At 41.4% G+C, this 25,810-nt stretch carries 34 protein-coding genes and 3 pseudogenes; 17 read left to right on the top strand and 20 right to left on the bottom strand.

The annotated features are described in order from the left end of the window. Positions 1-769: 769 nt before the first annotated feature. From V7L31_RS31830 to V7L31_RS31805, 6 genes and pseudogenes are all read right to left on the bottom strand, one after another. Complete coding sequence (locus tag V7L31_RS31830; RefSeq protein WP_334699927.1) at positions 770-1,111, bottom strand: cupin domain-containing protein; 342 nt, start codon at positions 1,109-1,111, stop codon at positions 770-772. A 15-nt stretch (positions 1,112-1,126) separates the two neighbouring features. After that, positions 1,127-1,648: pseudogene (locus V7L31_RS31825) on the bottom strand (zinc-binding dehydrogenase); the annotation flags it as partial. Between the two features lie 237 nt (positions 1,649-1,885). Continuing rightward, positions 1,886-2,266: a hypothetical protein gene (locus V7L31_RS31820; protein WP_334699926.1), complete on the bottom strand. Its 381-nt coding sequence runs from the start codon at positions 2,264-2,266 to the stop codon at positions 1,886-1,888. A gap of 395 nt (positions 2,267-2,661) precedes the next feature. Continuing rightward, the gene (locus tag V7L31_RS31815) at positions 2,662-2,793 is read right to left on the bottom strand and encodes a hypothetical protein (RefSeq protein WP_334699925.1); all 132 of its coding nucleotides are present in this window, start codon (positions 2,791-2,793) and stop codon (positions 2,662-2,664) included. 31 nt (positions 2,794-2,824) lie between these two features. Further along, positions 2,825-3,523 (bottom strand): SRPBCC family protein, encoded by a 699-nt coding sequence (locus V7L31_RS31810; protein ID WP_334699924.1) that lies wholly within the window; start codon positions 3,521-3,523, stop codon positions 2,825-2,827. Positions 3,524-3,948: 425 nt separating this feature from the next. Further along, positions 3,949-4,136, bottom strand: a pseudogene (locus V7L31_RS31805) (transposase); the annotation flags it as partial. Between the two features lie 315 nt (positions 4,137-4,451). Here V7L31_RS31805 and V7L31_RS31800 point away from each other — a divergent pair. The 6 genes and pseudogenes from V7L31_RS31800 (at position 4,452) to V7L31_RS31770 (ending at position 11,252) form a co-directional block, all read left to right on the top strand. Beyond that, complete coding sequence (locus V7L31_RS31800) at positions 4,452-4,613, top strand: hypothetical protein (RefSeq protein WP_334699923.1); 162 nt, start codon at positions 4,452-4,454, stop codon at positions 4,611-4,613. A gap of 92 nt (positions 4,614-4,705) precedes the next feature. Beyond that, positions 4,706-5,353, top strand: coding sequence for a DUF4142 domain-containing protein (locus tag V7L31_RS31795; RefSeq protein WP_334699922.1), 648 nt, complete (start codon positions 4,706-4,708; stop codon positions 5,351-5,353). A 585-nt stretch (positions 5,354-5,938) separates the two neighbouring features. Beyond that, entirely contained in the window at positions 5,939-7,255 is a 1,317-nt protein-coding gene (locus V7L31_RS31790) for a Gfo/Idh/MocA family protein (RefSeq protein WP_334699921.1), read from the top strand. Positions 7,256-7,259: 4 nt separating this feature from the next. Continuing rightward, positions 7,260-8,933, top strand: a pseudogene (locus V7L31_RS31785) (MFS transporter). Positions 8,934-9,079: 146 nt separating this feature from the next. Then, positions 9,080-9,235: an NTP transferase domain-containing protein gene (locus V7L31_RS31775; RefSeq protein WP_334699919.1), complete on the top strand. Its 156-nt coding sequence runs from the start codon at positions 9,080-9,082 to the stop codon at positions 9,233-9,235. A 112-nt stretch (positions 9,236-9,347) separates the two neighbouring features. Next, the gene (locus tag V7L31_RS31770) at positions 9,348-11,252 is read left to right on the top strand and encodes a transketolase (protein ID WP_334699918.1); all 1,905 of its coding nucleotides are present in this window, start codon (positions 9,348-9,350) and stop codon (positions 11,250-11,252) included. A gap of 303 nt (positions 11,253-11,555) precedes the next feature. Here the strand turns inward: V7L31_RS31770 and V7L31_RS31765 are convergent, their stop codons facing one another. The 5 genes from V7L31_RS31765 to V7L31_RS31745 form a co-directional block, all read right to left on the bottom strand. Next, a complete protein-coding gene (locus V7L31_RS31765) occupies positions 11,556-12,002 on the bottom strand; it encodes an ISAs1 family transposase (protein WP_442944525.1) in 447 nt (148 codons plus the stop codon). A 72-nt stretch (positions 12,003-12,074) separates the two neighbouring features. After that, complete coding sequence (locus tag V7L31_RS31760) at positions 12,075-12,290, bottom strand: hypothetical protein (RefSeq protein WP_334699917.1); 216 nt, start codon at positions 12,288-12,290, stop codon at positions 12,075-12,077. 123 nt (positions 12,291-12,413) lie between these two features. Continuing rightward, complete coding sequence (locus tag V7L31_RS31755; protein ID WP_334699916.1) at positions 12,414-12,635, bottom strand: transposase family protein; 222 nt, start codon at positions 12,633-12,635, stop codon at positions 12,414-12,416. Positions 12,636-12,844: 209 nt separating this feature from the next. Then, complete coding sequence (locus V7L31_RS31750) at positions 12,845-13,192, bottom strand: aldo/keto reductase (protein WP_334699915.1); 348 nt, start codon at positions 13,190-13,192, stop codon at positions 12,845-12,847. Further along, a complete protein-coding gene (locus tag V7L31_RS31745; protein ID WP_334699914.1) occupies positions 13,176-13,700 on the bottom strand; it encodes an isochorismatase family cysteine hydrolase in 525 nt (174 codons plus the stop codon). Before V7L31_RS31745 ends, V7L31_RS31750 begins: the two co-directional genes overlap by 17 nt. 210 nt (positions 13,701-13,910) lie before the next feature. Here V7L31_RS31745 and V7L31_RS31740 point away from each other — a divergent pair, with 210 nt between their 5' ends. The 3 genes from V7L31_RS31740 to V7L31_RS31730 are packed head-to-tail and all read left to right on the top strand — an operon-like array spanning position 13,911 to position 14,799. Continuing rightward, positions 13,911-14,150 carry a hypothetical protein gene (locus V7L31_RS31740; protein WP_334699913.1) on the top strand — a complete coding sequence of 80 codons (240 nt, stop codon included), beginning with the start codon at positions 13,911-13,913 and terminating at the stop codon, positions 14,148-14,150. After that, entirely contained in the window at positions 14,147-14,605 is a 459-nt protein-coding gene (locus V7L31_RS31735) for an HNH endonuclease (RefSeq protein ID WP_334699912.1), read from the top strand. Before V7L31_RS31740 ends, V7L31_RS31735 begins: the two co-directional genes overlap by 4 nt. Then, a complete protein-coding gene (locus V7L31_RS31730) occupies positions 14,602-14,799 on the top strand; it encodes a hypothetical protein (protein WP_334699911.1) in 198 nt (65 codons plus the stop codon). Before V7L31_RS31735 ends, V7L31_RS31730 begins: the two co-directional genes overlap by 4 nt. On the opposite strand, the gene V7L31_RS31725 is transcribed toward V7L31_RS31730, so the two are convergent. After that, entirely contained in the window at positions 14,796-15,317 is a 522-nt protein-coding gene (locus tag V7L31_RS31725) for an adenylate kinase (RefSeq protein WP_334699910.1), read from the bottom strand. The genes V7L31_RS31730 and V7L31_RS31725 overlap by 4 nt on opposite strands. 549 nt (positions 15,318-15,866) lie before the next feature. On the opposite strand from V7L31_RS31725, the gene V7L31_RS31720 reads away from it, so the two are divergent. Beyond that, entirely contained in the window at positions 15,867-16,007 is a 141-nt protein-coding gene (locus V7L31_RS31720; protein ID WP_334699909.1) for a WD40 repeat domain-containing protein, read from the top strand. On the opposite strand, the gene V7L31_RS31715 is transcribed toward V7L31_RS31720, so the two are convergent. From V7L31_RS31715 to V7L31_RS31710, 3 genes are read right to left on the bottom strand one after another with little or no spacing between them, the layout of a single operon-like run. Further along, positions 15,999-16,565 carry an IS630 family transposase gene (locus V7L31_RS31715; RefSeq protein ID WP_334699929.1) on the bottom strand — a complete coding sequence of 189 codons (567 nt, stop codon included), beginning with the start codon at positions 16,563-16,565 and terminating at the stop codon, positions 15,999-16,001. The two genes, V7L31_RS31720 and V7L31_RS31715, sit on opposite strands and share 9 nt — an antisense overlap. After that, the gene (locus V7L31_RS32770) at positions 16,550-16,726 is read right to left on the bottom strand and encodes a winged helix-turn-helix domain-containing protein (protein WP_442944524.1); all 177 of its coding nucleotides are present in this window, start codon (positions 16,724-16,726) and stop codon (positions 16,550-16,552) included. Before V7L31_RS32770 ends, V7L31_RS31715 begins: the two co-directional genes overlap by 16 nt. Positions 16,727-16,758: 32 nt before the next feature. Beyond that, complete coding sequence (locus V7L31_RS31710) at positions 16,759-17,061, bottom strand: helix-turn-helix domain-containing protein (RefSeq protein WP_334699908.1); 303 nt, start codon at positions 17,059-17,061, stop codon at positions 16,759-16,761. Between the two features lie 65 nt (positions 17,062-17,126). Between V7L31_RS31710 and V7L31_RS31705 the strand changes: the two genes are divergently transcribed. After that, positions 17,127-17,666 carry a WD40 repeat domain-containing protein gene (locus V7L31_RS31705; RefSeq protein ID WP_334699928.1) on the top strand — a complete coding sequence of 180 codons (540 nt, stop codon included), beginning with the start codon at positions 17,127-17,129 and terminating at the stop codon, positions 17,664-17,666. Positions 17,667-17,884: 218 nt separating this feature from the next. After that, positions 17,885-18,388, top strand: coding sequence for a hypothetical protein (locus V7L31_RS31700; RefSeq protein ID WP_334699907.1), 504 nt, complete (start codon positions 17,885-17,887; stop codon positions 18,386-18,388). A gap of 469 nt (positions 18,389-18,857) precedes the next feature. Here the strand turns inward: V7L31_RS31700 and V7L31_RS31695 are convergent, their stop codons facing one another. Next, on the bottom strand, positions 18,858-19,013 hold the full coding sequence (locus V7L31_RS31695; protein ID WP_334699906.1) for a hypothetical protein: 156 nt from the start codon (positions 19,011-19,013) through the stop codon (positions 18,858-18,860). 151 nt (positions 19,014-19,164) lie between these two features. On the opposite strand from V7L31_RS31695, the gene V7L31_RS31690 reads away from it, so the two are divergent. Further along, positions 19,165-19,497, top strand: a complete 333-nt coding sequence (locus V7L31_RS31690) for a putative quinol monooxygenase (protein ID WP_334699905.1) — start codon at positions 19,165-19,167, stop codon at positions 19,495-19,497. 197 nt (positions 19,498-19,694) lie between these two features. Here V7L31_RS31690 and V7L31_RS31685 read toward each other — a convergent pair whose 3' ends face one another. The 3 genes from V7L31_RS31685 to V7L31_RS31675 all read right to left on the bottom strand — a co-directional run bounded on the left by V7L31_RS31685 (position 19,695) and on the right by V7L31_RS31675 (position 22,337). After that, entirely contained in the window at positions 19,695-19,967 is a 273-nt protein-coding gene (locus V7L31_RS31685; RefSeq protein ID WP_069068080.1) for a GlsB/YeaQ/YmgE family stress response membrane protein, read from the bottom strand. Positions 19,968-20,537: 570 nt separating this feature from the next. Beyond that, a complete protein-coding gene (locus V7L31_RS31680) occupies positions 20,538-20,696 on the bottom strand; it encodes a hypothetical protein (protein ID WP_334699904.1) in 159 nt (52 codons plus the stop codon). Positions 20,697-20,789: 93 nt separating this feature from the next. Continuing rightward, positions 20,790-22,337, bottom strand: a complete 1,548-nt coding sequence (locus tag V7L31_RS31675; RefSeq protein ID WP_334699903.1) for an FAD-binding domain-containing protein — start codon at positions 22,335-22,337, stop codon at positions 20,790-20,792. A gap of 368 nt (positions 22,338-22,705) precedes the next feature. Here V7L31_RS31675 and V7L31_RS31670 point away from each other — a divergent pair, with 368 nt between their 5' ends. After that, a complete protein-coding gene (locus tag V7L31_RS31670; RefSeq protein WP_334699902.1) occupies positions 22,706-22,981 on the top strand; it encodes an HU family DNA-binding protein in 276 nt (91 codons plus the stop codon). 802 nt (positions 22,982-23,783) lie between these two features. Beyond that, positions 23,784-24,116 (top strand): hypothetical protein, encoded by a 333-nt coding sequence (locus V7L31_RS31665; protein ID WP_334699901.1) that lies wholly within the window; start codon positions 23,784-23,786, stop codon positions 24,114-24,116. A 15-nt stretch (positions 24,117-24,131) separates the two neighbouring features. Here V7L31_RS31665 and V7L31_RS31660 read toward each other — a convergent pair whose 3' ends face one another. Further along, entirely contained in the window at positions 24,132-24,380 is a 249-nt protein-coding gene (locus V7L31_RS31660) for a hypothetical protein (RefSeq protein ID WP_334699900.1), read from the bottom strand. 774 nt (positions 24,381-25,154) lie between these two features. On the opposite strand from V7L31_RS31660, the gene V7L31_RS31655 reads away from it, so the two are divergent. Together V7L31_RS31655 and V7L31_RS31650 are read left to right on the top strand one after the other, a co-directional pair. Next, positions 25,155-25,307 (top strand): ribbon-helix-helix protein, CopG family, encoded by a 153-nt coding sequence (locus V7L31_RS31655; RefSeq protein ID WP_100903435.1) that lies wholly within the window; start codon positions 25,155-25,157, stop codon positions 25,305-25,307. A gap of 133 nt (positions 25,308-25,440) precedes the next feature. Then, positions 25,441-25,719 carry a thermonuclease family protein gene (locus tag V7L31_RS31650; RefSeq protein WP_334699899.1) on the top strand — a complete coding sequence of 93 codons (279 nt, stop codon included), beginning with the start codon at positions 25,441-25,443 and terminating at the stop codon, positions 25,717-25,719. Positions 25,720-25,810: the final 91 nt, after the last annotated feature.

The raw sequence follows: 25,810 nt of genomic DNA, 5'->3' as shown, positions 1-25,810 counted from the left end.
CAGTATATGGTTTCTGTTTTGGCGGCGGCTCTCCCAAATTCAACACTCTCCTAGAATCCTACTGTCAATAGGGTTTGAGATGCGCTAACCCTGTCAGTAAATCTCGTCTGTTAATATCCACAAATTAATCCTTTTGCCACAATATGAGAACTTGCCCTGATAGCTAGCTTTGCATAGGAGCAAAATTCGCTGCTTCTAACTGTTGAAGGAGAAAAGCAGTCAGGTAGAGATAGATTTTTGATATAGATGACTTGGTATTCGGCGGTCACGGTTAAAAACGTTAGAGTTTCTGCTGTGATGTCGGCAAAATCTGAGATACCCCTCTTTTGCCACTTTCCGGGAGTGTATAGGGTGTGGGAGGTGTGGGGACTGTGGGTAACTCCGGGTGGCAACCGTCTGATGTGTGGCGCGAGTTGAGGATTGATGATCTATGTCGTGAGTGAGTCAGTATTTAAACAGCACTATGCCTGCGGTTCTTGCTAGCCTACGCTAAAATATAACGCCTACATTTTAGAATAGTGGCAATTGAATTACTTGGGTTTGTTTGGCGTTATCCAAATTGGACAAAGAGATACCCAGTAACCTAATGCTTTTTTTGGGTCAAAAAAGAGAGTCTTGCAACTTGTGACTCAAACTCATCTTTCTTTTCTAGATGTTAATACTGCTTGGTAAGTATAATTTTATTTGTATTACAGGGAAAATAATTTAGCGATCACACCTTGTTTACCGGATCTGACAAAACCGCATTGCTCCCTGTTTCATCTGTGGCTCAATTTTCATCCCGTCCGTGAACTTGAGCAGGCGGACTAGTTGCCTCAACAGCAGTAAATGATTCTAGGATTTTGTATGTGTGGCTGGCTCCTTTGGGTACAACCCAAGAACTCCCAGGTTCTAGCAAAATTATTTGTCCTTCAATGTGCAACTCGGCACGACCACTAATTACATAACCAACTGTTTCATAGTCGCGCGAACTTGGCTCTTTGTCTTCGTTTGCTTGTTCCTTTTCCCAAAGACGCATGGCAACTTCTTTGCCAGAAGCAAGATATTTTTGACCGAGTTTACCTTTAGGAGAATGGGTAGAATCTATTTTTGTAACGGTGGTATCACTCATATTAAACAAATGAAATTAGGGTTTGAGTACAACTTTGATGCAGTTATCTTTCTTGTCTTTAAAAATTTCATAGCCGTGGGGCGCTTGTTCTAGAGGTAATGTGTGGGTGATGATAAAAGTTGGATCAATTTTACCGTTTTGGATGTGTTCTAACAAAGGTTTTAGATACTTGTGGACGTGGGTTTGTCCCATCTTCAAGGTTAGGCCCTTGTTCATCGCAGCACCCATCGGCATTTTGTCTATAAAGCCACCATACACACCCGGAATTGATACGTGACCACCTTTTCGACAAGATACAATTACTTGCCGTAAGGCGGTTGGTCGGTCTGTTTCTAGACGTACTGCCTGTTTTACCTGATCGTACAACGCCATAAAATCTGTGCCGTGTGCCTCCATTCCTACTGCATCAAGGCAAGCATCAGGGCCGCGACCGCCAGTCATTTCTTTGAGTGCTTCGCCTACATCCACTTCTTCGTAGTTGAGAACTTCAGCTTTGCCGTATTCTTTAGCCATTTGCAGACGTTCGGGGATGCGGTCAGGAAACTTTTTCCACGCGCACGTCGTTTGCTCCATACCAGCAAACTGCTTTCATGATTATTTATTCCTTAGTAATGATTTGTCGTTCGTTAAAATCAAGATAAATGATAATAAATTAATCTTGATTGAGAGACGCGATAATTATCGCGTCTCTGTAATTAATCAAAGCTTATTCGACCATGTACAAGTCAAGTTTTTCGATTCAAAATATCCTACCGTCTAGCTGATAGTTATCAGTTAGTTCTTAGGAGGATTGTGATAATAACCTTCTCTCTCCCTATTAGAGGATGAAGCCTTATCTCCGGTTGTGTTTCTTGTCGGATCAAAAAACTCTTTTGTAGCTTCAGGAGTTTTTTCATCCAAGTTTAACTTTTCACGGATATTATCAACAGTGCTTTTTAAAGGATTTTGGCTGTTTGTGGTTTGGGTATCATTTCTAATTTCACCTTGCTCATTTGGTGTTCCCTTGTAATAAGTACCCTCTGGGGTTTTAACATCAGCTTGTGCTACGTTAATATCGCTAAAAGCCTGACCTAGTAAAAACATAAATCCGACTAGAAAAACTACAAGAATTTGAGAAATGCGAATATTTTGCAGCCATGAAATTACTCGATTCATAAAAACCTCAATTGCATTATGTTGGGTGTACAGTGTAAAATGCTGAATGACATTTATCATTCAGGTTTGAAGAATAACTTTGATGCAGTTATCCTTGTTTGTTGAAAAATGTGATAGCCTGCCAAACTCACAGCATCAATGTCACAGCCACCACTCATATCAAGTCCGCTTAATCACTTACGATATGTCATTGCGAGTGGAACGTTCGCGGAGCGTCTCGTTGGCGCAGCCTCTCGTAGAAAAGAGAAGCAATCACTTCGGATGCGATTACTTCACTCCGCTATCGCTGCGTACCCAACTCTTGAAGAGGCTGCGCCAACGGGAACGCCAGGGGCGAACGTAATGACAAGTATTTAGCCGGACATGATATCATCTGTTTCAACACTTCGCCAGCATTAACTTCTTGTGGGGTCAGTTGCAAAGCCCACATTTTCGGAGTTAATTATCTCTGCTTTGGCAAACTTTTTCGCTATTTCTAGGCGTTCGAGAAAGCGAATAAGAGCGATCGCTTTTTCGGCTCCCATCATCTAAATATTAGTTATGGGATTGGGTAAATAACTAACTGCGTCCAGAAGATTGACCTTCCGTAGTGGCAATTTCGCCTGTTTCCATTAGCATCTTAAAGCGACGCAATTCATCGCCGATTTGCTGTTCTGGCTCTTCACCAAAAAGTTTAGCCACGGTAGACCCCAAAATCCCACCAGGTGGGTTATACTCCAAGACAACCTTTACTTCTGTACCACGATCACCTGGTGCTTTTTGGAAGCGGACAAAACCAGAATTATCAATATCTGCACCTTCCACAGAAGCCCAAGAAATAAATTCATTTTCCCGGTCTTCGAGAATTTCTGCATCCCATTCTACGCTGTTACCTAAAGGTGCATTAGCTATCCAATGAGAACGTTTTTCGTTGTACACTTTGACAGATTTAAGATGCTTCATAAATGTAGGCAGATTCTCAAGGTTGTGCCAAAAACGATATAATTCTTCTGGCGATATATTAATTGTTACCGTCTTTTCAACTTTGATCGGTTGGTTTATACCAATTGCTTCCTGCGCTTGCTGGATTGTGCTTTGCTTCGTTGCACCTTGATAAATCAAACCGCCACCAGCCAAAGCTGTCAACGCTCCCCGCAAAGAACCTTGCTTTAAACCCATTAGCACCATAGCACCGCCACCGATGAGAGATCCCCAACGCTCTATATCACTAGCTTCGCCCTGGCTTGTAGTTGGTTTATCGCCTGATATCGAAGTCATTTTTTATCTCTCCATTACAGTGAATTAACCACTTTATTTCCGCGTTATTTTCTATAAGACGTTAGGAAATCTGTTACGCTGATATAGCTGCCCTTGTAGTGGACAGTTAAAGAGTCAATATTATTATTTATGCCCAACAAAAAACAGCTATGAGTGGAAATTTGGATACTGAATAATTTCGCTTTGATAACTCCTAAGTTAATAACTAAAAACTTTAAGTAAAACTTGATTGACCGTGAATTTATACTTACAATCCTATGATGCGATCACTAGTTTAGCTTCGTTCCCTGGGGATAGATTCATTTATTAGCTATACACCTCTAGTTAGACAAGGGATTTCCAGTTAAAAAAATATCCCATCCCTGTAGGACACTCCACGAACGTAGGGGCGTAACCTGGATTTCTCACAAGTGAGAAATCCAAGCGTTAACCCGTCCACGTCGTCGTTGCCCTGTAAGATTTTTGCGTTTTCCTCGCTTACCCCAATTTTTGCGCCGAATCACGCGTAAGCTGAAACCACTTTCGTCCCAAAACCATACCTGTACTTGCTCTGGATGAACTCAAGTATCGCTAAATATTGAGCAAGTTTCTCTTGAAACTTTGCTCTCTCTAAGGTAAACAGAATCACATTTGCATCTCTTGTAGTCGCCAATTTCTAGATGTCTATGCTGCATTGTGAATGCATCAACTTGCATTGTGAATGTATCTTGCGGAGTATATTTCAAAACACTCCTTAGTTAGAGTCTTAATGTCAGATTGCCGTGATACTATACAGCTCATTCCTGTTGTTATTTGTAGGAGACAATTATGCAAATCAGTGGACGCAGCTTATTAAAAACTGCTTCTTTTTGACGGTATGGGTAAGATGCTGTTGAATCGAGACTTTACACCGAGTTTTGCTTGAAAGCATCTGCTGAAAGATGCCAATTTGATCGCTCGATCTGCCCAAGATTTAAATTCTCCCACGCCTGCTGCGACAGTTGTCAGAGAAACAATAAAGACAGCTGTTAATCAAGAATGGGGAGAAGAAAATGCATCGGCATTAATCAAAGCTTTGGAGTTAGAAGTAGGAGTAATCATTAAATCATAATTGTTTGTTTGTAACTTATTTAGCTGTGCTGATGGCGCTTGTTTTTTATTCTACTTTCCAACATAGAGCTTTATTTAAGGAAAGCATTGATTATGTCCAAGTTCAAAATATATTCTACTGGGATAGTAGCGATCGCCTTATCTCTGGCGACTGGTTGCACACCAACGACTCCCCATGACCAAACTACATCGCAAGCTCCATCTGCTGTGCCTGTACAAGCAACTGAGAGTCCATCCCCAACTGCCTCACCAACTACATCAGGGCAAAATAACCTCAGTTCTTTAGACAAAAAGTTCATGACAGATGCCGCTCAAGATGGTTTAGCAGAAGTCCAACTAGGACAACTGGCATCACAACGTGGAACCAGTGATGCGGTAAAACAGTTTGGACAGCGTATGGTTCAAGATCATACCCAGGTAAATAATCAACTCAAACAGTTAGCGACTCAAAAAAGTGTCACGCTACCAACTACTATCGGCAGGACAAATCAGCAAGCATTGCGACGCTTATCTGCACTTTCTGGTGCTAAATTTAATCGTCTATATATAAATGAGATGCTTCAAGGTCATGAAAAAGATGTCTTTGCATTTCAGAATGAAGCTCAAAAAGGACAAGATCCAGACGTGAAAGCATTTGCGACTCAAGCGCTACCAACCCTCCAAGAACATCTGCAACAGGTTCGTGCCATTGCTAATCCTGGAAGTTCAACTAGCACCCCAACTCCAATTAGTACTCCGTAGATAATACAGTTTAGTTAAGCATATCTTCTTTCCCTTTGCATCCGCTATGCGTACTACTAGAAAAAAGCAAACTACGCGTAGCGTGAAGACTGCATAAAAAAATACTCAACTACTTCTTCTTGTGGGGTGGGTGTCTCGCCATTGGTATCAACTTAAGCTAAAAGCCTTTTTAACGTGAGTTCGATAAACCTTTACCCTCCCAACCTCCCCTCCTGTTTCGGAGAAGGAGGAGCAACGAAAAATTAAGCTTTTTGCTCCTCTCTCCGTGTCAGAGAGGGGCTGGGGGAGAGGTCAAATAAGACTTGTAGAACTCAAGTTTTTCAAATCTCGTTCTCAGCAAAAGGCTGGATATGCTGCTCTTGGCGGCTCTGCCGCCAGTAAGCGAGGGAGCAAGCAAAGCAGTATGGTGTTAGCGCAGCAGTAAAACCTAAGTAGATTTTTTAATTGCAGACTAATGCATTGGCATTAAAGGGTATTGCCAAATTTATTTTGCGACAAATTCCTGTATTAAGTCCAAAATTTCATCATTAAAGAACCAAGATATCTGAATCTGAATTGTTTAAAGGAGAATTTTAAGTAACCGGGATGTCTAAATTGTTTAAAGGAAAATTTTCTCGTCGTCAAATTCTTACTAATGCTGGATTAGGAGCCATTTCAGCCGCCGCAATTGGTAGTATAGGCGAAGAAGTTGCTGCTCAACAGCCAACTGTGCAAGCCACTCCACGCGGAGGCGAGTTGCCGCCTCAGATTCAGTTTCCGCCCATTTCAGAAAAGACAGAGGTTGATACAGGTGGGCCACCAACTGCATTACCTCCAGAGCGACGCTTAGGATTTGCGATCGTCGGACTTGGCAGATTGACGTTAGAAGAAATCATGCCTGCATTTGCAGAATGTAAATTAGCAAAGCCAACTGCATTAGTTAGTGGAGATGCTGCCAAAGCAAATATTGTTGCCCAACAGTATGGCATCAAACCGCAGAACGTTTACAACTATCAGAATTACGACAATCTCCGCAATAATCCAGACGTTGATATAATCTATATTGTACTGCCTAACAGTATGCACCGAGAATATACGGTGCGTGGTGCAAAAGCTGGGAAGCATATTCTGTGTGAAAAACCAATGGCAACCACGGTAGAAGATTGTCAACAGATGATCGACGCGTGCAAACAAGCGAATCGCAAGCTGATGATTGCTTATCGCTGCCAATATGAGCCGCACCATCGCGCCATGATTCAGATGATCCGCAGCAAAGAATTGGGAACTGTGAAAGTAATTCAAGCAGATAACGGACAAAACCAGGGCGGTGACTTAAACCAGTGGCGATTGAAACGCGCCTTAGCTGGAGGTGGCTCTTTACCAGATGTGGGAATCTATTGCCTAAATGCAACTCGCTATTTAACAGGAGAGGAACCGATCGCAATTAGCGCCCAAATCTTCACCACTCCTGGCGATCCACGCTTCAAAGAAGTAGAAGAAAGTGTCACCTTCCAACTGCGGTTTCCCAGTGGAATACTAGGAATTTGCTCCACTAGTTACGGCTTTCACGAAGGGCGGCGGTTTCGCGTCTTCGGCTCTGATGCTTGGGGACAACTCGATCCGGCGTTCTCCTACAACGGTTTGCGGATGATGGTTTCATGCAAATCACCAACAAACAGCATGGCAGAAAATATTAGCGAAGTGCGGATAGGTGAGAAGAATCAGTTCGCTTTAGAAATCGATCATATTGCAGATTGCGTGATTCAGAACAAGCAACCCCATACCCCTGGGGAAGAAGGTTTGCAAGACCAAAAACTGATCGCGTTGATTTACGAAGCCGCACAAACAGGCAAAACAATTACCATACCGCGTGTATCAGAATTGGATACTACTCGTGGTCCCGCTCCCAGAATGTTGAAGTAAATATGTGCATACCGCAGTCATCACAACCTCTGCTGTCTCCAACATTGGCGGTTGGATGGAGGACACGGCGGGAGCTTGGCTAATGACTTCTCTCACCACCTCTCCCCTCTCAATGGCACTTATGCAAACATCCGCAACTTTACCAGTACTGCTGTTAGGACTACCAGCCGGAGCAACGGTAGATATTTTTGATCGCCCTCGGTTACTACTATTTTGGCAAGCCTGGATGCTGGTTGCTGCACTGATATTGAGTGGATTAATTTTTGCAGGTATGATTACGCCGTGGTCACTGTTGGCGCTGACGTTTTTGCTTAACTTAGGAGCGGCAATGAATGGCCCGGCTTGGCAAGCCATTGTCCCAGAATTAGTACCGCGATCAGAACTCATGGCTGCCATTGCTTTAAATAGTGCTAGGTTTAATATTGCCCGAGCAATTGGCCCAGTGATCGCAGGTTTTATACTGGTGGCGGCCAATGCGGGAGTCGTCTTTTTGATTAATGCCCTCTCTTTTATTGGGGTAATTATCATCCTTTATCGTTGGCAACGCAAACCTTTTTACGAAAGTGCCCTCCCCGCAGAGAGAGTATTAGGTTCTATGCGGGCTGGTATACGCTATGTCCGTTTCTCTTCAGCCCTGCAAGCCCTGTTAATTCGAGGGGGTGTTTTAACTAGTTGTACCAGTGCTTTGTTTGCATTGTTGCCTTTAGTAGCACAGCAGGATTTGCAACAAGGAGCAGGTGGCTATGGTTTATTACTCGGTAGCTTTGGATTTGGGGCGATTATCGGTGCGATTTTGATGCCACAAGTGCGTCAAAATCTTACAGCCGATGGAGTTGTGATTGTAGCAACTCTGGTGTTTGCAGTTGCTACATTAATTCTGGCATTCATTCACAATGTATCTTTGGTGTTGCTAGCTTTGGTGGCGGCTGGAATTGCTTGGACAAGTATGACATCCAGCTTGAATATTACAGTGCAGCTTGCTGTTCCGGCTTGGGTGCAAGCGCGGGCGTTAGGAACTTATCAAATGGTATTTCAAGGAGGTTCAGCAATTGGTAGTATTGTTTGGGGTGCGGCGGCAGAACATTGGGGAACGCCAAGTGCCTTATTCGTTGCTGCCCTTGGCTTGATTGGGGGAACTTTCACAGCGTGGCGTTACCCATTGCTGTCAGGAAAACTTGATTTAGCTCCAGCATTACGACGAGCTGAACCACTAGTAGTAATTGAATTGCAACCAGAACAAGGACCAGTTTTAGTCACACTTGAATATTGTATTAACCTAGCGTGGCAAAACTAGCTAGAGCAAAAACTTAAACGTAGTAAATTCGTTATTATTGAAAATTTTGGTTTACCTATTTACGCTTATTTCAATCATGAAAAATCTACTCTAGCAAGTTTTACCACTCTAGGTATTAACCCAGAGCAAGCAGAGGAATTTATAGCAGCAATTCATGTTCTGCGAGTGGTGCGGTTACGAGATGGTGCGATTCGCTGGGGCATCTTTCATGATACATCTGTGCCGAATCGCTACTTAGAGACATTTATCGTCGAGTCTTGGGTAGATCATTTACGTCAGTATGAACGCTTTACCGTAGCAGATCGAGAGATTCGCAAAAGGGTTTTTGCCTTTCATCAAGGCGAAAAACCTCCGATTATTTCTCACATGATTTATGCTCACTAATCCTAAGCAGCACGATCTGAGAAAAAATCATTGTTTTCATTCAGACTGCTTGCTCAAGCTGACAAAGTGCCAAAAACACAAAATAAGCAATCAAATCAACGAATTACAAGCAATTTTAGAAGGCTTCGAGTCAAGTTAAAAAAGTGGTGAAATTTCTGATTATTGCTGCTGGTGCATCTACTCGGATGGGTACACCGAAACAACTATTGCTTTACCAAGGACTTAGCTTTTTGCAATACATTACTTTAATTTCGTCGGAAATGACATCTCAGCATATTTTATGCTTTCTGAATATAGCTTGAGAGTTGAAAAATTTCTGCCTGTTAACTCTGTCATTTGTGAGAGCAAACAATCACTCCTGTTGACTAGGATGTGAGTATTGTCCTTAATTTCTATACTTGTAAGAGAGCGATCATGACTACCCTTGAACAATTGCAAGCATGGCATGAGTTGGCACAACAACTGCGAATTGATAGTATTCGTGCCACCACCGCAGCAGGATCTGGTCATCCCACCTCGTCAATGTCATCTGCTGACCTAATGGCAGTGCTGCTTGCCAAGCATCTGCGTTACGACTTCAGCAATCCGCATAATCCCAACAACGATCATCTAATCTTCTCAAAAGGACACGCATCACCGTTGTTGTACTCAATGTATCGAGCGGCGGGAGTAATTGATGATCGCGAATTGATGTCCCTCCGCAAGTTTGGCAGTCGCTTAGAAGGGCATCCAACTCCAATGCTACCTTGGGTGGATGTGGCTACGGGTTCATTGGGACAGGGACTACCTATAGCTGTTGGCATTGCTTTGGCTGGGGAATATTTAGACAAACTGCCTTACCACACCTGGGTTTTGCTAGGGGATAGTGAAATGGCCGAAGGTTCTATTTGGGAAGCCTTTGAACACGCCAGTCACTACAAACTTGCAAATCTGATTGCCATCCTCGATGTCAACCGTTTGGGACAGCGAGGTGAAACAATGTTAGGCTGGAACACCCAAGTCTACTGTGAGCGCGCTCTTGCTTTTGGCTGGAAGGCAATTGAAATCGACGGTCACAACCTAGAAGAAATTAACGAAGCATACATAGCAGCAATCGATAACCCCAACTGTCCCACACTGATTGTGGCTCGGACAAAGAAGGGCAAGGGTGTTGCAGATTTAGAAGATATTGGCGGTTGGCATGGTAAAGCGTTGAAGCCTGACCAAGCAAAGGCAGCAATTACAGAACTCGGTGGTGAACGTCAGATTACCATTGCCGTTTCAAAACCTAGTTTACAAATCCAAAAAACTGCAATTGGGCAGATGCAAACTCTCCAACTTCCTAGTTATCAAAAGGGAGATTCAGTGGCGACCCGTAAAGCTTATGGGGATACCTTAAAAGCTCTCGGAGCCTCTCGACCAGATGTGGTTGCCTTAGATGGTGAGGTGAGCAACTCCACCTATGCTGAGGAATTTGCCAAAGCTTATCCTGAGCGTTATTTTGAGATGTACATTGCCGAGCAGCAAATGGTTGCCGCAGCAGTGGGGTTACAAGTGCGCCAGTATAAACCTTTTGCTTCTACTTTTGCAGCATTCTTAAGTCGCGCTTATGATTTTGTTCGGATGGCTGCCATTTCTCGCGCCAATATTAAACTTGTTGGTTCTCATGCGGGGATTTCAATTGGTCAGGATGGCCCTTCACAAATGGCACTGGAAGACTTGGCTTGTTTGCAAGCCGTGTGCGGTAGCACTGTGCTTTACCCTAGTGATGCCAATCAAACCGCTAAACTTGTCGCACTAATGGTTGATTGTGATGGCATTGTCTACCTACGCACAACCCGTGAAAGCACACCTGTTCTCTATGAAGCTGAGGAGGATTTTTCAATTGGTGGCAGCAAGGTGATCTATAGTTCTGAGCAAGATCAAGCAGCAGTGATTGCAGCAGGTATTACGCTACATGAAGCACTTAAAGCATATCAGCACCTCAAGCAGGAAGGGATTACAGTACGCGTGATCGATGCTTACTCAGTCAAACCAATTGATGCTATAACCCTGCATCAGGCTGCCCGTGATACCCAGGGCAAACTTGTTGTTGTTGAAGACCATTGGAGCGAGGGTGGACTGGGTGCCTCTGTCCTCGATGCTTTTGTGGGTATAGATGCTTTTGACTCTGGTGGATTGCCACTAAATCTAATCAAACTGGCTGTGCTCGATCTGCCCGGTTCTGGTACTCCAGAAGAACTACTTCATGCAGCAAAAATTGACGCTTCTTCTATTGTCGATGCTGTGCGTTTGCTCCTTAGACAACCTGCTTGGGTATCAAACAAAGGCGTTGCATAAATGCGGCATGAATCAGTTCATCAATAGTATCTTTCTATACTTTAGATTCTCAAGCTTTCGATGACAAAGCTTCTTCGTCATCGAATCGTTCCGAAGGTTCAATCATTTTGACGATTTCCCGCCAATCTCCAAGAGTAAATTTCGTGATATTTTCAATAAATGCCATGAAAATAGCTGTAGAGATTTTCGCGGGATAAGTATGTTGAAAACGCGAGTATGAATTTCCCGCTTGTGCGCTCTGACAGTGTACTCTCGGACTTCAATAGTTTTGCTGGGCATCGGCTAATAAAATGGCCTTACTTCTTAATAATAATTTTTCTTCAAATTTATGAAAGGTGTATTATCCCTAAAAGAGTGATAATTGCCCAGGTGAAATATTGCCTCGTCTGAATCGGTGGTAAGCGAAGAAAGGCAGCTACTGCACAACGGGGCAAGGTTCTCTAACGAGTCGGAGTGGTCAAATAGGGCATCAAAAATCATTCTCAGTTGGTTAGCCATCAGCCTTAACGCTTCGGGAAGAGTCCGATAATTTAACTGACGAGCCAGGGAAACTAAAAACTGTCTGACCATCGCCCAATTAGCTGGCGAAAAACCGCCAGTATGAATACAGTTATCTTCATTTAAAGTTACATCCTTGACCCAATCAAGTTGATTTTCGATTGACCAATGGCCACGAATAACCTCAGCGAATTCTGAGGCTGAATAATTTAAGCTACTTAAATAAAAGTGTCGTTCATGATAGTCAACAATCTGGCGACGACAATTCTATCCTTGAGGTAGAGTTCCATATCTGTTAACCTCAACTAAACTTTTAGCACCAACTCAATCAGGTAGTGACTCAGATGGAATTGGATAGACTTTGACTTGACGAGTGGTCTTTCGTTCGTGTAAATTTTCATAATGGGAATTGGTATCGATAGCGATTGAGGATTGAGCTAGCTCAGTAGCTACTTTCAGCAGATTTGGCTGGTTTCCTTTAATAGTAATAATGTAGTCATTTTCACCCTCAATAATTAACTCAACAGTTTTTTTTTGCAATGTAGTGCATCTGCTGTAATCACGATATGATGACCAGAAATGTGATTAATTGGCAAACTATTCTTTGCCCAGACGTTAAATAGTTCAGCTAATACCTGAAAATCAATTGATATCATGATATTTCTAAATGTTGATGAGTCGAGGAAATTGAATATCTGGAGATAAATCTAATAATTTGATTAGGGATAATCGATGATTTTTAGTGAACTCAGCTAAAGGTTTATATCCCCAATATCCTGTGCAGCTACCTAACAAAACTATAGTTAGTATTATCCAAAGTCTATGTCTAATCCCTCTGGCATGTCGATAATCGGGAACCCCTTGAATTGCTTCGATTAAATTCATTCCCAACTTTCCTCTGGTTTTGGTCTTTTTCTCAAGGAATCATCCTTCCATGTTATATTTTCTCTCTCGACAATTAATCCACCCTGCCCTCAGCTGAAGGCAGGGTGGGGTAGTTCACTTATAAAACTTCCTCAACCGGGCTAGGACTTACAGATAGGGAGCGATCGCACTAAGCTCACTGGCTTCAGGCGATTGCAACTGGGATATTTTTATTGTGGAGTGCGTTCAGCTCCGAACGTGCGCTGATGCCAGTAAGGATAGATTGGCGCGATCGCACTAACCTGATTAACCTGATTGAGCCGATTTACTTCCTCTAATGTTAGTTCCCACTGAGCAGCACCAAGGTTATCTCGAAGTTGTTGTTCATTCCGCGCTCCGATAATAACAGATGTAATACCAGACTGACGTAATAGCCAGTTGAGTGCGACTTGAGCAACACTGACACCACGGTTATTAGCCATTTCGTGCAGAACTTCCACAATGTCGTATCCCTTTTCCAGGTCACTGACAGTACCAATATCATAGTTTCTGTGGAACAGCTTATGATATCTTCTCAAGAATCTGATTACTCATCTGAATTTGGTTTTTTCCGATATTACGTTTGAGTAAGAAAATACCTGCATCATGCGCTTGCTGACCACCAGCACTAAAGCAAGCATCCTCGATAATTACTGGTTCAATACCGCGCTCAAAAGAGTCAATTGCTGTCTGGAAAATACAGCTATCAGTTTCAACTCCACAAAGATATATTTTGCTGATTTGATTAATCAAAATAAAACTCGAAAAATTTTCCGTAAATGCCGAGTAATAAGGTTTGTCAAAAATATTATGTATATATGGCTGAAGTTCATCAATAATGCTCGTTTCTGGTTCATGTATCAAGCTTGACCAATGAATTAGCTTCACATAATTACTGTCAGCAGTATTGATAAATTTTGTGAATTCAACGAGTTTACCAGTCTCTAAAAAACGCTCAATTAGTTTAATGACAGTAGGAATAATATGTCTGCATTTTTCAGGCATAAAACCATTTTGCATATCTACTACAAGAAGTATTTCGCTCATTTGTACCAGAATTTATTTAGATTAAGAGTTAAGACATTAAATAAAGCAATATTATAAAAGATGACATCCGCGACTTTGAGCCTCTTTCTTGGGTAAAAAGACAAGTCTAGCGCATTACCTTTTATCAACTGACATTCAAACTAAAGCAGTTAAGGAAGATTCACTGTTAAAATACCACCAGTTGGCTAAATTAAACGAGACATACAGCTTATGATTACTCAAATGATGGTTCAACCCTCATTCTGGGTAGATTCTGGAATCGAACTCAGTAAAGTAAGGGACATACATTTGTTTAAGTTTACTGAAGAATTACAGTCTCGACTCGAAGAATTGTCTGAGAAAAAGAAAGCTGGATTGCTAACAATAGAAGAAGATGCTCAATTGGCAGGCATATTGGAACTGGATAGAATTTTTACCTTGCTTAATGCCAAAATCATTTCTGAATCATGACAGTTAATGATGCGACCAAAAAATTGGTCAGACAAAGAGCGAAATTTCTTTGTGAATACTGTCATTCTTCAGAAGAAGCAAGTGCTGCTCTATTTTCTATTGACCATATCGTACCCCAGTCTCTTAAGGGTTCGGATGACCCTGATAACCTAGCGTTAGCTTGTCAGCGTTGTAACGGATATCGCTACAATTTCACTACTGGAATTGAGCCAGATACAGGACAGATGCTACCTCTGTTTAATCCACGTCTGCAAAAGTGGTCAGACCACTTTATTTGGTCAACAGATGGTCTAACAATTATTGGCATTAGTTCTGTAGGACGAGCTACAAGTAATCGTTTAGACCTCAATGATGAACGTCATAATGAAGGCTCTATTGTCAAAGCTCGTCGTCTTTGGCTCAAAGGTGGTTGGCATCCACCGGATGAAGACCCGCGACAACTTAAAAAGTTTTGATTTGCAATTCCTTTAACTATAGAAGTGTATCGCTCTCTTGGGTGCAGCGTAGACGATCGCCTCTCCAATCGATTCTCTCTCTGATTGCCGAAAGCCCTGCTGATGTAGGCTATTGGAGTGATGAGTGGCGTGTTGGTGGGAAATCTGGCGCGAAAATTGGGTTTACAAGCTCTTTTATGCTGATGTACTATTAGTCTTCTGCATGAATTAATTCAACAAATTGCGAAATTTCTTTAGTCGAGCGAATGTGATAAACATTTTTGATGCTTTGAGTCTGCTCGATAAACTCACGATATTTTGGGGTCAAATATTTGTGACATAACCAAAGCGCGCGGTAGCTAGTAAGCGAACTCCTCAATATTGGACTGTTTTGGGGCCAGCCTGATGGCGGTTGAAAGTAACCTGTGATAAATCGTTTAGTTACCCACCAAAAATGCACATAGAGTGGTAAATCAATAAAAACTAGAGTATCCGCCTTGTCAAGTCTTGACCAGAGAGTTTCCATACAACCAAACCCATCAATAATCCATTGGTCAGTAACTAAAATTTGTTGATGGGCGTGCTTATAGTCTTCATCTGGAAGCTCTGTACCTCCTGATTGATATTTAATCTTGTCCAAGACGTAAAGTGGCAAACCAGTGATTTGAGATAATCTCTTGCTTAGAGTTGATTTGCCGCCTCCAGCATTGCCAAACACCGCTACTTTTTTCATCGCCACTCTCCTTTTAGTGTAATCAAGTCAAATTTGGCACAAGCTTGTCATAAGAGAATAAAATTTTTTGCTAGATTACTTTTATACTACAAAATGTGTCGCCAACTTTCCTTTCTTTAGCATTACAGCGCTTCCGGCTATTATGCAATACAGTTTTCTCCTCGCCCTCTCGTATCAAAGCTTTTAGATTTGAGAATGTACCTCATAGCTGCCGTAAGTGCTGTAATAAACCCACAGGCGATCGCTCTCTTAAGCGAACAGATAGAGGTGTTATGTGATACATTGTTTCCAACAAATATCTATTTCAGAAGAATAAGTATGCTGCAATAAAGCAGCTATAAAATCGTAGATATGTAATTTGAAAAGACAGCGAATGCTCGAATGAAACGAAGGTTCACGCTGGATCGCACCTAACTATTCACTAGCTATAACACGGTGAGCATGACCTAAGTCAGTGGACTTGAGTAATCTCCAAGTGAGAAGATGGAGTTTTTTCAAGTAAAAGATATATGAGTAATAATGAAGGTTTGGGATTTACGCACTTTTCTTATGCTAAAGGGCGAAAGTGGGCATACCCAACCAGTAGAAACCGTTGCGATTAGTTCAGATACTAGGTTGATTGCTAGTGGGAGTGACGATGGCACAATCAAGCTTTGGGATTTACACACGCTTAATACCAATTTAATATGAAGCTGCATAGAATAGAGCTTCCAGGATAAAGTTGTAAGAAGAGACTGAAATTACCTGCTCAAATGAAAGTTGGTCGAATATTTCTTGGATGCGTTCACGTAAAGCTTGTAAAGAAGAGAAAAGTTGATTTTTGAGCGGTTTCTTGAGGAGTTGCCAAAGTCTCTCAATCGGGTTGAGTTCAGGGGCTGATGCTGGTTGAAACAGAGGAATAATATTCTCCGGCCAACGGAGCTTTGAATTTGTATGAGCAGGTGCTTGATCAATCTGTAAAATAGCGTAATCGCTACCTAATTGCACAGATAGCCAGTCCAAAAACTGTTGAAAACACTCGCCATCCAGTTTTGGGTATTCATAAAGGAAATGATCTCCAGTCAATGGTTCAATTGCACCATAAATCCAAAAGTTTTCCCTCGGCCATATCACCTTAACAGTGGGCTTGACTCCAAAAGCTGTAATCACTTTTCCTGTAAGAGTTTTGAGTCCAACTCTAGTTTCATCCTGGCACAGGTAGCGAACACACTTGCCGGGTGCTAGATGTTTTTCTAGACAATTAAGAATGATTCCGAGTTTTTTTTAAATTCAGATACCAATTTCTCGTCTTGGTTATGGCAATGAGTGCGAGGGACTTTTAGTTTTGCCCCTAATCGATATCGCACCCATGCATAAACTGTTGGATACTCTATGTCTTGTCCATGTTCTTGTTTCAACCACTCGACTATTGCACCATAGCTACTAAAGCCTTTTCCTGTTTTTAGCTCCTCCTCAAGTGCTGCGATCGCAGCATCATCGATTTTCCGTTTTGCACAAGAAGAGCTTTTTTAATTTCTAATAAGCCTGATATGCCATCAGTTCTGTACTTCTGCAACCATCTTGTGACCGTTGAAGTATCTTTTGCCAAGCGTTGTCCGATTTCTTGCTGCTCCTTAACCTGCCCGTTTTTTATCCACCACAGCATCATAAGCTTTTCTTTCTGATTTCCTAAATTTGCTGTTTGTAGACGTTTTTTAAGTTCTTCTTCGCTCTCTGCGATTTCAATCTTAAAAGGGCGGCTCATGGTTATTTTAATTTATCGAGTTTGTTTTCTCTATTATATGCAGCTTCATATAAAATTGGTATAAGCTGCTTGATACCATTACTACACACTCAGGATTTGTGAGTAAAGTTGCATTTAGCCCTGATATGCAAACCCTTGTAAGTGCTGGGGGTGGCGATGATAATACAATTAGGCTGATTGATTTGCAAACCAAAAAAACACGCCATATTCTCAAAGGACACAAAACCGGAGTTGATGCTATTGCCATTACTCCAGATAGCAAAAAGCTTGTTAGTGGTAGTTTTGGTCAGCTAGTTTCTCGAAATCGTGCGATTAGTACCCTAAAGTTATGGAATCTTCAAACTGGAAAACTGCTGCATGAGTTTACTGATAATTTTAATTCAGTTGAATCGCTTGCCATCAGCCCGAATGGAAAAATTCTCATCTGCGGCAATTATGATGGCAGTATTAAACTGTGGAGCTTAGAGACTTTAAAGCCGTTGCATACCTTTCAAGATGGTTCCAGTTCTGTTTTAGGGCTTGCTCTTAGTCCAGATGGTAAAACCCTCGTTAGTAGCAATGAGGATAGTATTATACATATTTGGAAAATAAACTCAAAAACTTAACTGTAATTTGTTAGCCGAACGCTACCAATTACAAAATCATGCAGCAGAAATGGCAAGGTTGGTTCAAAATTGCCTCTACTAGCAATGCAGTCGGTAAGCTGCTAGTTACCATGTATTTCCACTGAATGCTTAATTAGAGAAAAACTTTTGCAAGGATTCAGGTTTTATAATTAAAAATAAAGGGCTTAGAGCATTAAACATAAATGAGGTTAAAGGCTGTGAAAAAAATAGTTGTTGCTGCAATATTTAGCTTAATCGCTGGCTCAACATCTTTACTTTTTCCCCAAGCCGCTAAAGCTGATAGGGTTGTTTACTGTCATCCTGTTACTGAGAATAGAGTACTCAATCAATCGGCGGCTGACCACCCCTATGCTTATGCAAATGGTTTTCGAGAAGGAGAACAAAGCGCTCGGAATAGGGAAGCTTATAAACCTCGGACTGCGGGAGGTGAATTCGCTCGTGGTTTTCACGATGGTTATTTGAATCTGCCTTATGCTGGGCAAGAGAATGTTGTACCTAGAACAATTGTGCAACATACTGCTCAAGTTTGTAATGAAGATGGTTATTACACCGTAGCGCCTTCTCCAGCTTACATCTACAACCCTTATCCCATCTATGTGTCGCCCTATCCTACTTATGGCATCAACTTCGGATTTGGAAGAGGGTTCCACTTTGGATTTGGCGGAGGGTTCCACGGATGGGGCCACCATCGAAGATGGTAGGGGTGGGAAATTTTGTCAAAGAAAGTTTCTAGGCTAGAGAGTGATCGCAATCGGGGATTTTCATAGTAGCAGTGTACTGCTTTGAAGCAAGCGATGCCTACGGCGGTAAACTACGTACCAAAGGCAATTTTTCCTCGCTTGTATTATTTAGGGAGAGGCAATCGCTCTAGTAAAATCAAAAACCACCCACATCATCTAAGTGGATAACAAAAGAGATTGTATATCTTTTATCACTTGCCGAACAGTTTATTAAGCACATCAGCTAGACGGTAGCCTGCCAAGCTCATCCGACGTTTTGCTATTGGTTTGGCGGTATACCATGTGGCCAGCTTTATTCCACAGCAAAAGCCGGATACTACCACATCAAGATTGTTGATAATGTTGTCAATAAACAAAGTTTAGCGAAAGAATGTAACTTTAGCATAGAGTTCTTTGTTAGAAAATACAGAGTAAGCCATAGTCCTTACCATTAGTGTAAGGATTTTATTTTGTTGACTGGGGTGCGATCGTTGCTTGTAACTTCTGCTGCAATTGAGTAATATCTGCCTTGAGCTTGTCGTAAAGCCTGCGGCATAGCTACGCTTAGAGCGCAACCGAAGAAGACAAGGGTCGAAATGCGGTACACTACGCTTTATTACTAACTATCTTTCGCTACATGGTGGCCACTCCAGTAGGCCTAACCTATTAACCTATTTTGAATTCCCCGAAGGGGTTGACTATCAACTGTTGGCTATGGACGACAGGACTAATAACTAATAACTAATTACCATTGACTAATGACTAACCAAACCATTCATGTTGTAGCTCGTTTTGTGGCAATACCAGATAAAGTAGAAGAACTCAAAGCTTTATTATTGGGACTGATTGAATCAACGAAACTTGAAGCAGGTGTGATTAAATATGAACTTTTACAAAATCAATCAGATCCAACAGATTTTACTTTTGTAGAAGAGTGGGAATCTGCGGCAGCACTGGATACTCATTTAGCGTCACCCCATGTGCAAGCAGCAATAGCCAAGCTAGAAGGATTAATCGCTGCGCCACTAGAAGATATCCGCCGTTATTCTATTTTGGCTGCGATACCTACTATCCAAAGAGTGGAATCTTGAAATGGTTGCAGACAGGACAGTTGCTTCTTTAATTCTTCTAGCCAGGGGTTGAGGGTGAACGGCATCGCACCCCAACAAAATAATATTAGCGCTTACCTAAATATAGGTAAGCGCTATTGTTTTAATTAAATTCAGGGATAAAATATAGTGAAATGAATTCCCTGATTTTTACTATTAATTGATTCCAATTTAATTGATTACACAGCACTGCGACGATTTAGCAAGTTCCACAAGAAAACAGCGACAATTGCACCAAGAACCGCTACTGCAATACCGGGAATGCTGAGTGTGGGGGCGGCTAATGTCAAGGTTCCTGTACTGAAGAACACACCCAAACTACCACCAACAAAAGCACCAATAATTCCTAATAAGATTGTTCCTAAAATTCCGCCACCTTGATGACCGGGGTAGATAGCCTTTGCAATAGCACCAGCAATTAGACCTAAAACAATCCAAGCAAGAATATTCATTGTTTTAATTCGATAGACGTTTTTTACTGACAAATACACAATAGCAATCCAAACATTGACATTCAATCTACCAACAGAATCAACTATTAATAGCCTTGAGGATGAACGCTGTTACTTCTTGTGATATACCCCCTAAATGAGATGGATAATTAATAAAAAAGCTCCTGGTTGGTCTAAAACCAGGAGCTAATAAATTCATTGCTTGATAATTGCAGTATATATTTTTTTAATGATTTATCTCATCTACTTTAAGAATTAAGCTAAGTTTGAAAGCCGAATATTAATTTGATAAGGTGAAGGAGTAAATGGCTTGTAGCTGCGACCAATGTTTAAAATGTCCTCAATTGCTAGCTTGTTAAATTCAGCCACCTTTACAACTACCTTGGCACTAGCAACAATCGCCAGTAATACCCAGTAGGCGGCGATGACACCCTACCACCGCAACGGTACAAGAAAACTGGTTCACAGGAGCGCATAGCTTTTTTTATCATCTGCTCTCTTGCGGGATCTGGGTTCTCGCTGTTGTACCAAATTAGGTGTGACTTTCCAGAATATCCAGCATTCAGCAAACTAGCTCTCTAGCCATTCCATCAGTGATTGAATTTGCTCTTGAGGGACACCGCAGGCTTGTTGCCCGTAGTTATCAATTGTTGGCTGGGCTGGTTTGGGTTTGAGGAAGTTTAAGAATGGAATGAGGGTGAGAAACGCAACTATTACCAGGGTTCCCATTTGTTGAGGTGCGATACCAACGTATGTAAACTACGCTTCGCTCTTAACTGACTTTCCCCTAGAACTAGCTGCGATCGCTAACATACATCTTTTCTACTCTAGTTCTGCCTCTAATTCCTTGAATTCTTTGTACTGTCTATCTTTGTGCTGCCAGTATTTATTGACTGTTTCTTTAGCTGCAACTGCACTTTCATATTCATCTCCACCCTGGAGAGTTAACCTTTCTCTTACTTTTTTCCGAAGGTCAGAGATGATTTTACCGTTAACTTTGCGAGTTTTAGCCCAATCTAAAATAGTTTGTGGATAAGAACTAGTGCCAATATATTTACCTTGAATAATTTCTGGTAGACTGTAACCTTTTAGTTCGCTTACCCAATAGTAAATAAATTTGAGGTCTGGGTCTTTTTCGGGAATATTCTTATTTGGGTTATATATGCGAAAAGTATCACTTAAGGGATTAGTAACACCAGCTTGCATCTGCCACTGCCAATTATTAATTGCTAAATCTCCATCTACTAAATAGTTCATATAATGTTTAGCGCCGTGATGCCAGGAAATACCGCAATTGATAGTTAAAAATGTGGCACACATTGCCCTGATGCGAAAATTCATCCAACCCATAGTTTTTAGTTGCCGCATACTGGCATCTACTAAAGGGAAACCTGTCATTCCTTGCTGCCATGCCTGGAATAATTCTTGTTTTGCAGGTGATAATTCTGATGGTGTATACAAACTATCAAATTCCGGGTAACGGTTGGTGTAAGCAATTTCTGGATAAAAATAGAGTCTTTGAGTGAAACTATCATGCCAGCGTAAACGGTCTCGAAATGCTTTGAGGGAGAATTCTGCTTTGGGTTGAGCTTTTAATTCTTCTGCTAAGGCTTTAGTACTTTGGTAAACAGTGCGAGTTGAAATAGTCCCAAAAGTTAAGTGTGGTGATAAATGAGATGTTGCCCCAAGCTGTGAAAGCATTGGGCGAGAAAGTTTCCAATGGTAGCCAGAGTATCTTTTTTTGAGAAATGATTCTAGTTTAGCTTGTGCTTGTGTTTCGCCCCCTGGAAAATAAACTTTCTCTACTGCCCAAAAGCGATGGTATTTTTGTTTAAGTTCTTCAAATGTTAGCTGTGGTAGATTGAGTGTGATTAAAGGTGTATTAATAGTTGCTGGTGTTTTATATTGAGATTGTCTTTGATGGGTGTAGTATTCGTTAAACCACTCGTCACGTTGCTCTGCTGATTGCAGAAAGTTGTTTAGTCCAATGTGGTAGTCAAGGTTTAACTGCTTGTAAAAATCAACTATAGTTTTATCCCGGCTGATACCATACTCTACCTGTACATCACGGTTAAAGAAAAGTTTGGGTTTATATCTTGCAATGATTAACTGCCTAGTCAATGTTTGTACTATATCTGTAGAATTACCTTCAAATAAGTACAGCCGACTACCTAACTTTTGGAGATTTGAGTTGAGATTTTCCAAAGACTCAAACAAAAAGCGAACTCTAGCAGTTCCGGTATCAGCCCAGGTATAAAACCAAGGGTCAATAATGAAGAATGGTAGAACTCTTGCATCATTACCAGATGAAGAGGTGACAATTTCGTTATCAGTTAAACGTAAATCCCGACGAAACCATAGAAGGTGCATAGTTTAAGTTAACATAGCCTACAATACATTTGTACCAATAATTTCTTTTGCTGTGGAAGTTGAGTGTCTATAGCCAGTTGTAATCTATCCTCAATAAGTGAGGAACTGGGTGTTGTAAAGGAAGAACAACAGCCAGCAACTGTGGAATTAGATGTAGCAAGTTAGAATTTTTGTGCTGGCGACTATTAACCAGTCAACGGTTTTGGGGCAAAATAGCGATTATCTATCACGCCAAATCGACACAGCAGTAGCCGTGCATTGTTAATTTTCGTATGCTGCTTGATTGTTAGTCATTATCCCTCTTTCGTGAAAAGAGAAAGTAATGGTAAAGTAAATTTCCTTTTCAAAATAAGACTTCAGGGTGATTTATGAACAAAGGTGAATTAGTGGATACTGTAGCAGCCAAAGCCAACGTCACAAAAAAGCAAGCCGATGAAATCATCAGTGCTTTTTTGTCAGTTGTTACCGAGGCTGTAGCGAATGGGGATAAGGTAACGCTCATTGGGTTTGGGTCATTCGAGCGACGCGATCGCTCCGAACGTGAAGGGCGTAATCCAAAAACCAATGAGCCAATGACTATTCCGGCGACCAAAGTGCCTGCATTCTCTGCTGGGAAACAGTTTAAAGAAAAAGTAGCGCCATAGATGAATTGCTTTACCACTGGCTATCCAATCACTGTAAAGCTGTAACTCTCGCTTTCCTCAAGACAGCGTGGGGCAACGGTAGGTGGAATGTGAGTGTTGAATTGCAGATGTTGCAGATGGCGTAGACGCGCAAGCGGCAAGTTGAGTGACATCGCTTACGATTACTGCTTAGTGCTACGATTGCTGAGTCCAAATTTACTTACATATACAAAAAAAGTTGTTTGAGCTATTAAAATTCCGAGCGCTGTACCGGAGAATGCTGCCTGAGCTTGAAAAATTGCAAGCTCATGAAGGTTTTGGGGTTCAGTCCCGAATTCTAGATGGAATTGCCATCTTGCTGCTTGTGGATTGGTAAGAAAACTCAGAAATAGACTCAGAATATAGCCAAGAACCGTAAATAATAAAGCTGTAGGAATAGTCAGCTTTAAGTTTTGAAAGAGTAACGAGCGCATGGAGAAAATTGTTTAACTTTAAAGTTTTTACAACTATTCTGATAGTTACACAATTATGAATTAATTACGAATTACGAATTACGAATTACGAATTACGAATTACGAATTAGTAATTATTAGATAGTGCCTGGATTTTCTCCTGGGAAGCAGTTGCGGAAAAAGTAGCGCTATAGATACATTGCTTTACCACTAGCAATCTAATCCGATGCAAAGCCGTAGCACTCGCTATTTTTCAGGCCGCATGGGGCAATGGTAGGGACAACGTGAGTGTGGGATTGTAGATGTTACATGAAAGCGCGATCGCTGTGTTGATTTTGGGCATTTTAAAATAGCGTTTACTGGATACAGCCATGTTTAAAGGATTTAGTCGCCCAAAAAAGAAAGCAGTGCTTGAAGAGAATGAACTGACCACAGGGATTGTTCAGCATCCAGTTACGGGACTTTGGCAGACATGGATATCATTTACAGGTAATGATATTCAATGTATTACCGCCCATGCCAATCGAGATGATGCTGACCGGGTAGCGAAACAGATGGCTTCGGCTTGGAGTGAAGGGAAATACAAAACTGGGGAAGAGGTAACAGCTTTTATTAAATCTCTGCCGACTGATGCTGTCATAGACCCATTACCCCAAAATATTGTGATGCAATTGAGCAAGCAAGCATTAAGCGCAAGGAAGTAAGAAAGAGCGAACGCTCTAAATTGAATCATCCATCCAACCGCATTCACAATCCCAATGCACTCTTGAGGTGTAGTCTCGATCAAAGGATGCACCGCACTGGGGACACTTACCAGTAAACATTGGATGCCAATCAAGTAACTCCAGCTTTTGCTGTTGTGTCCACCGCTGTTGTGGTTGCAGTATTAATTCACCGTTATAGTAGCTTGCCCCCTCCGGTTGCCATAACTCCTCTGCTTTGGCGTTGGGGTCAAGTCGAAAGTCCAAGCAGCTCTCACCCTCTACCCCATCAGGGTGAACGACACAGACGAGGTGGGGGTTATGTGAATAGAGGAGACTGTCACTGGAAGCATAACTTTTCCGTCACGGAATGTAACTTAAAGAATAAAGTGGCCGAAATTAAAGCATAAAGTGACCGCAAAGCAGAACTGAGTAGGGAAGAGTGTTTAAGAGATTTGAATGCGATCGCCGCAGATTGTGTTCAACGGAAAAATAAGCATTCCAGCTTGATTAGGGCGGCCACTTTATCCTTTAAAAACGGCTATCTTATCCTTTAAGTGACATTTAACAGAAATCTTATCGTTCCACTGGCGGAAAAGTTATGCTTCTAGTCACAGAGACAGTTATCGCACTCTGGAAGTTTCGCCATAGTACCAGTGTACTGCTTTATCACAAGTGATCGCTTCCTCAATCGCTTTAATATCTCCCACAGGAGTGCTGTGGTAATGGGTTGCTGATGTATATCACAATGCTGCCGATGCGATGCTTTTTTAAGAAACGGTAAAAACTTACTTGACCAGAGTACTTCTTTTGTCTTAAGTTATTTTATACTTTCTTGACACTGCCTTAATAATTGTTGTTTTTAATAGGCTGAAACTTTATTTTCTGAAATAGATTTTACGTCCTCACTATTATTTCCAAAAACATATTAGTTTGCTTTATCATCTCTTAAATTAAAAGCCAGTGGTAGCCCCATGTTAAAGAACATATTAAGTGATTGATATTAGATAAGTAGTTGCTAAATCAAACTTTTCTAATATTATGAATAAAAAATGGGCTGCTAAACGACTTACAATCAATCTCACCTCAAGTGAAGCAGAGAAGCTGGAAAAATACTGCTCAATGACTGGCAGACCAGCAACCGATGTAATCCGGGAATTAATTCGTTCTCTGACTACTGAAGATAAAGAGTAAAAACCTAGAATAAAAAAAAGTAGAGTGGATAATATTTTCTACTTTAAAACATAAAACTAATTTGTGGTTTAACTAGCGATCGCTTGGCTTGGATTGGGAATCCTAAAGAAAGTAAGAGTGACTTTTAATACAAATGGTTTTTCAACTTCGCTTGATTGGTGTTGGGGCTTTGCTTGTAGCTCAAATGTCTTTACCCGTATTTGCCAACAATCTTACCGCTACAGTTGTAAGCGTAGGTGACGGTGACACCATACGAGTGAAAACTGGTAACAAAACTGTGACTGTTCGCCTCGCTTGCATTGATGCACCGGAGATGAAGCAAAGCCCTTGGGGACAGCAATCATCGACAAGACTCAAACAATTGCTGCCAGTGGGACAAGGAATTACCCTACGTGCTGTAGAAACTGATTAAATTTATGATGGTAAACAAAGTAAGTACAAAACACCAATTATCAAGCTAAAACAGTTACCGACATTTTGGCTTATGCTGAGATTGAAACACT

The sequence above is a fragment of the Nostoc sp. genome, from assembly GCF_036916655.1.
Lineage (GTDB): Bacteria > Cyanobacteriota > Cyanobacteriia > Cyanobacteriales > Nostocaceae > Nostoc.
This window is presented reverse-complemented; position numbering and strand designations above follow the sequence as displayed.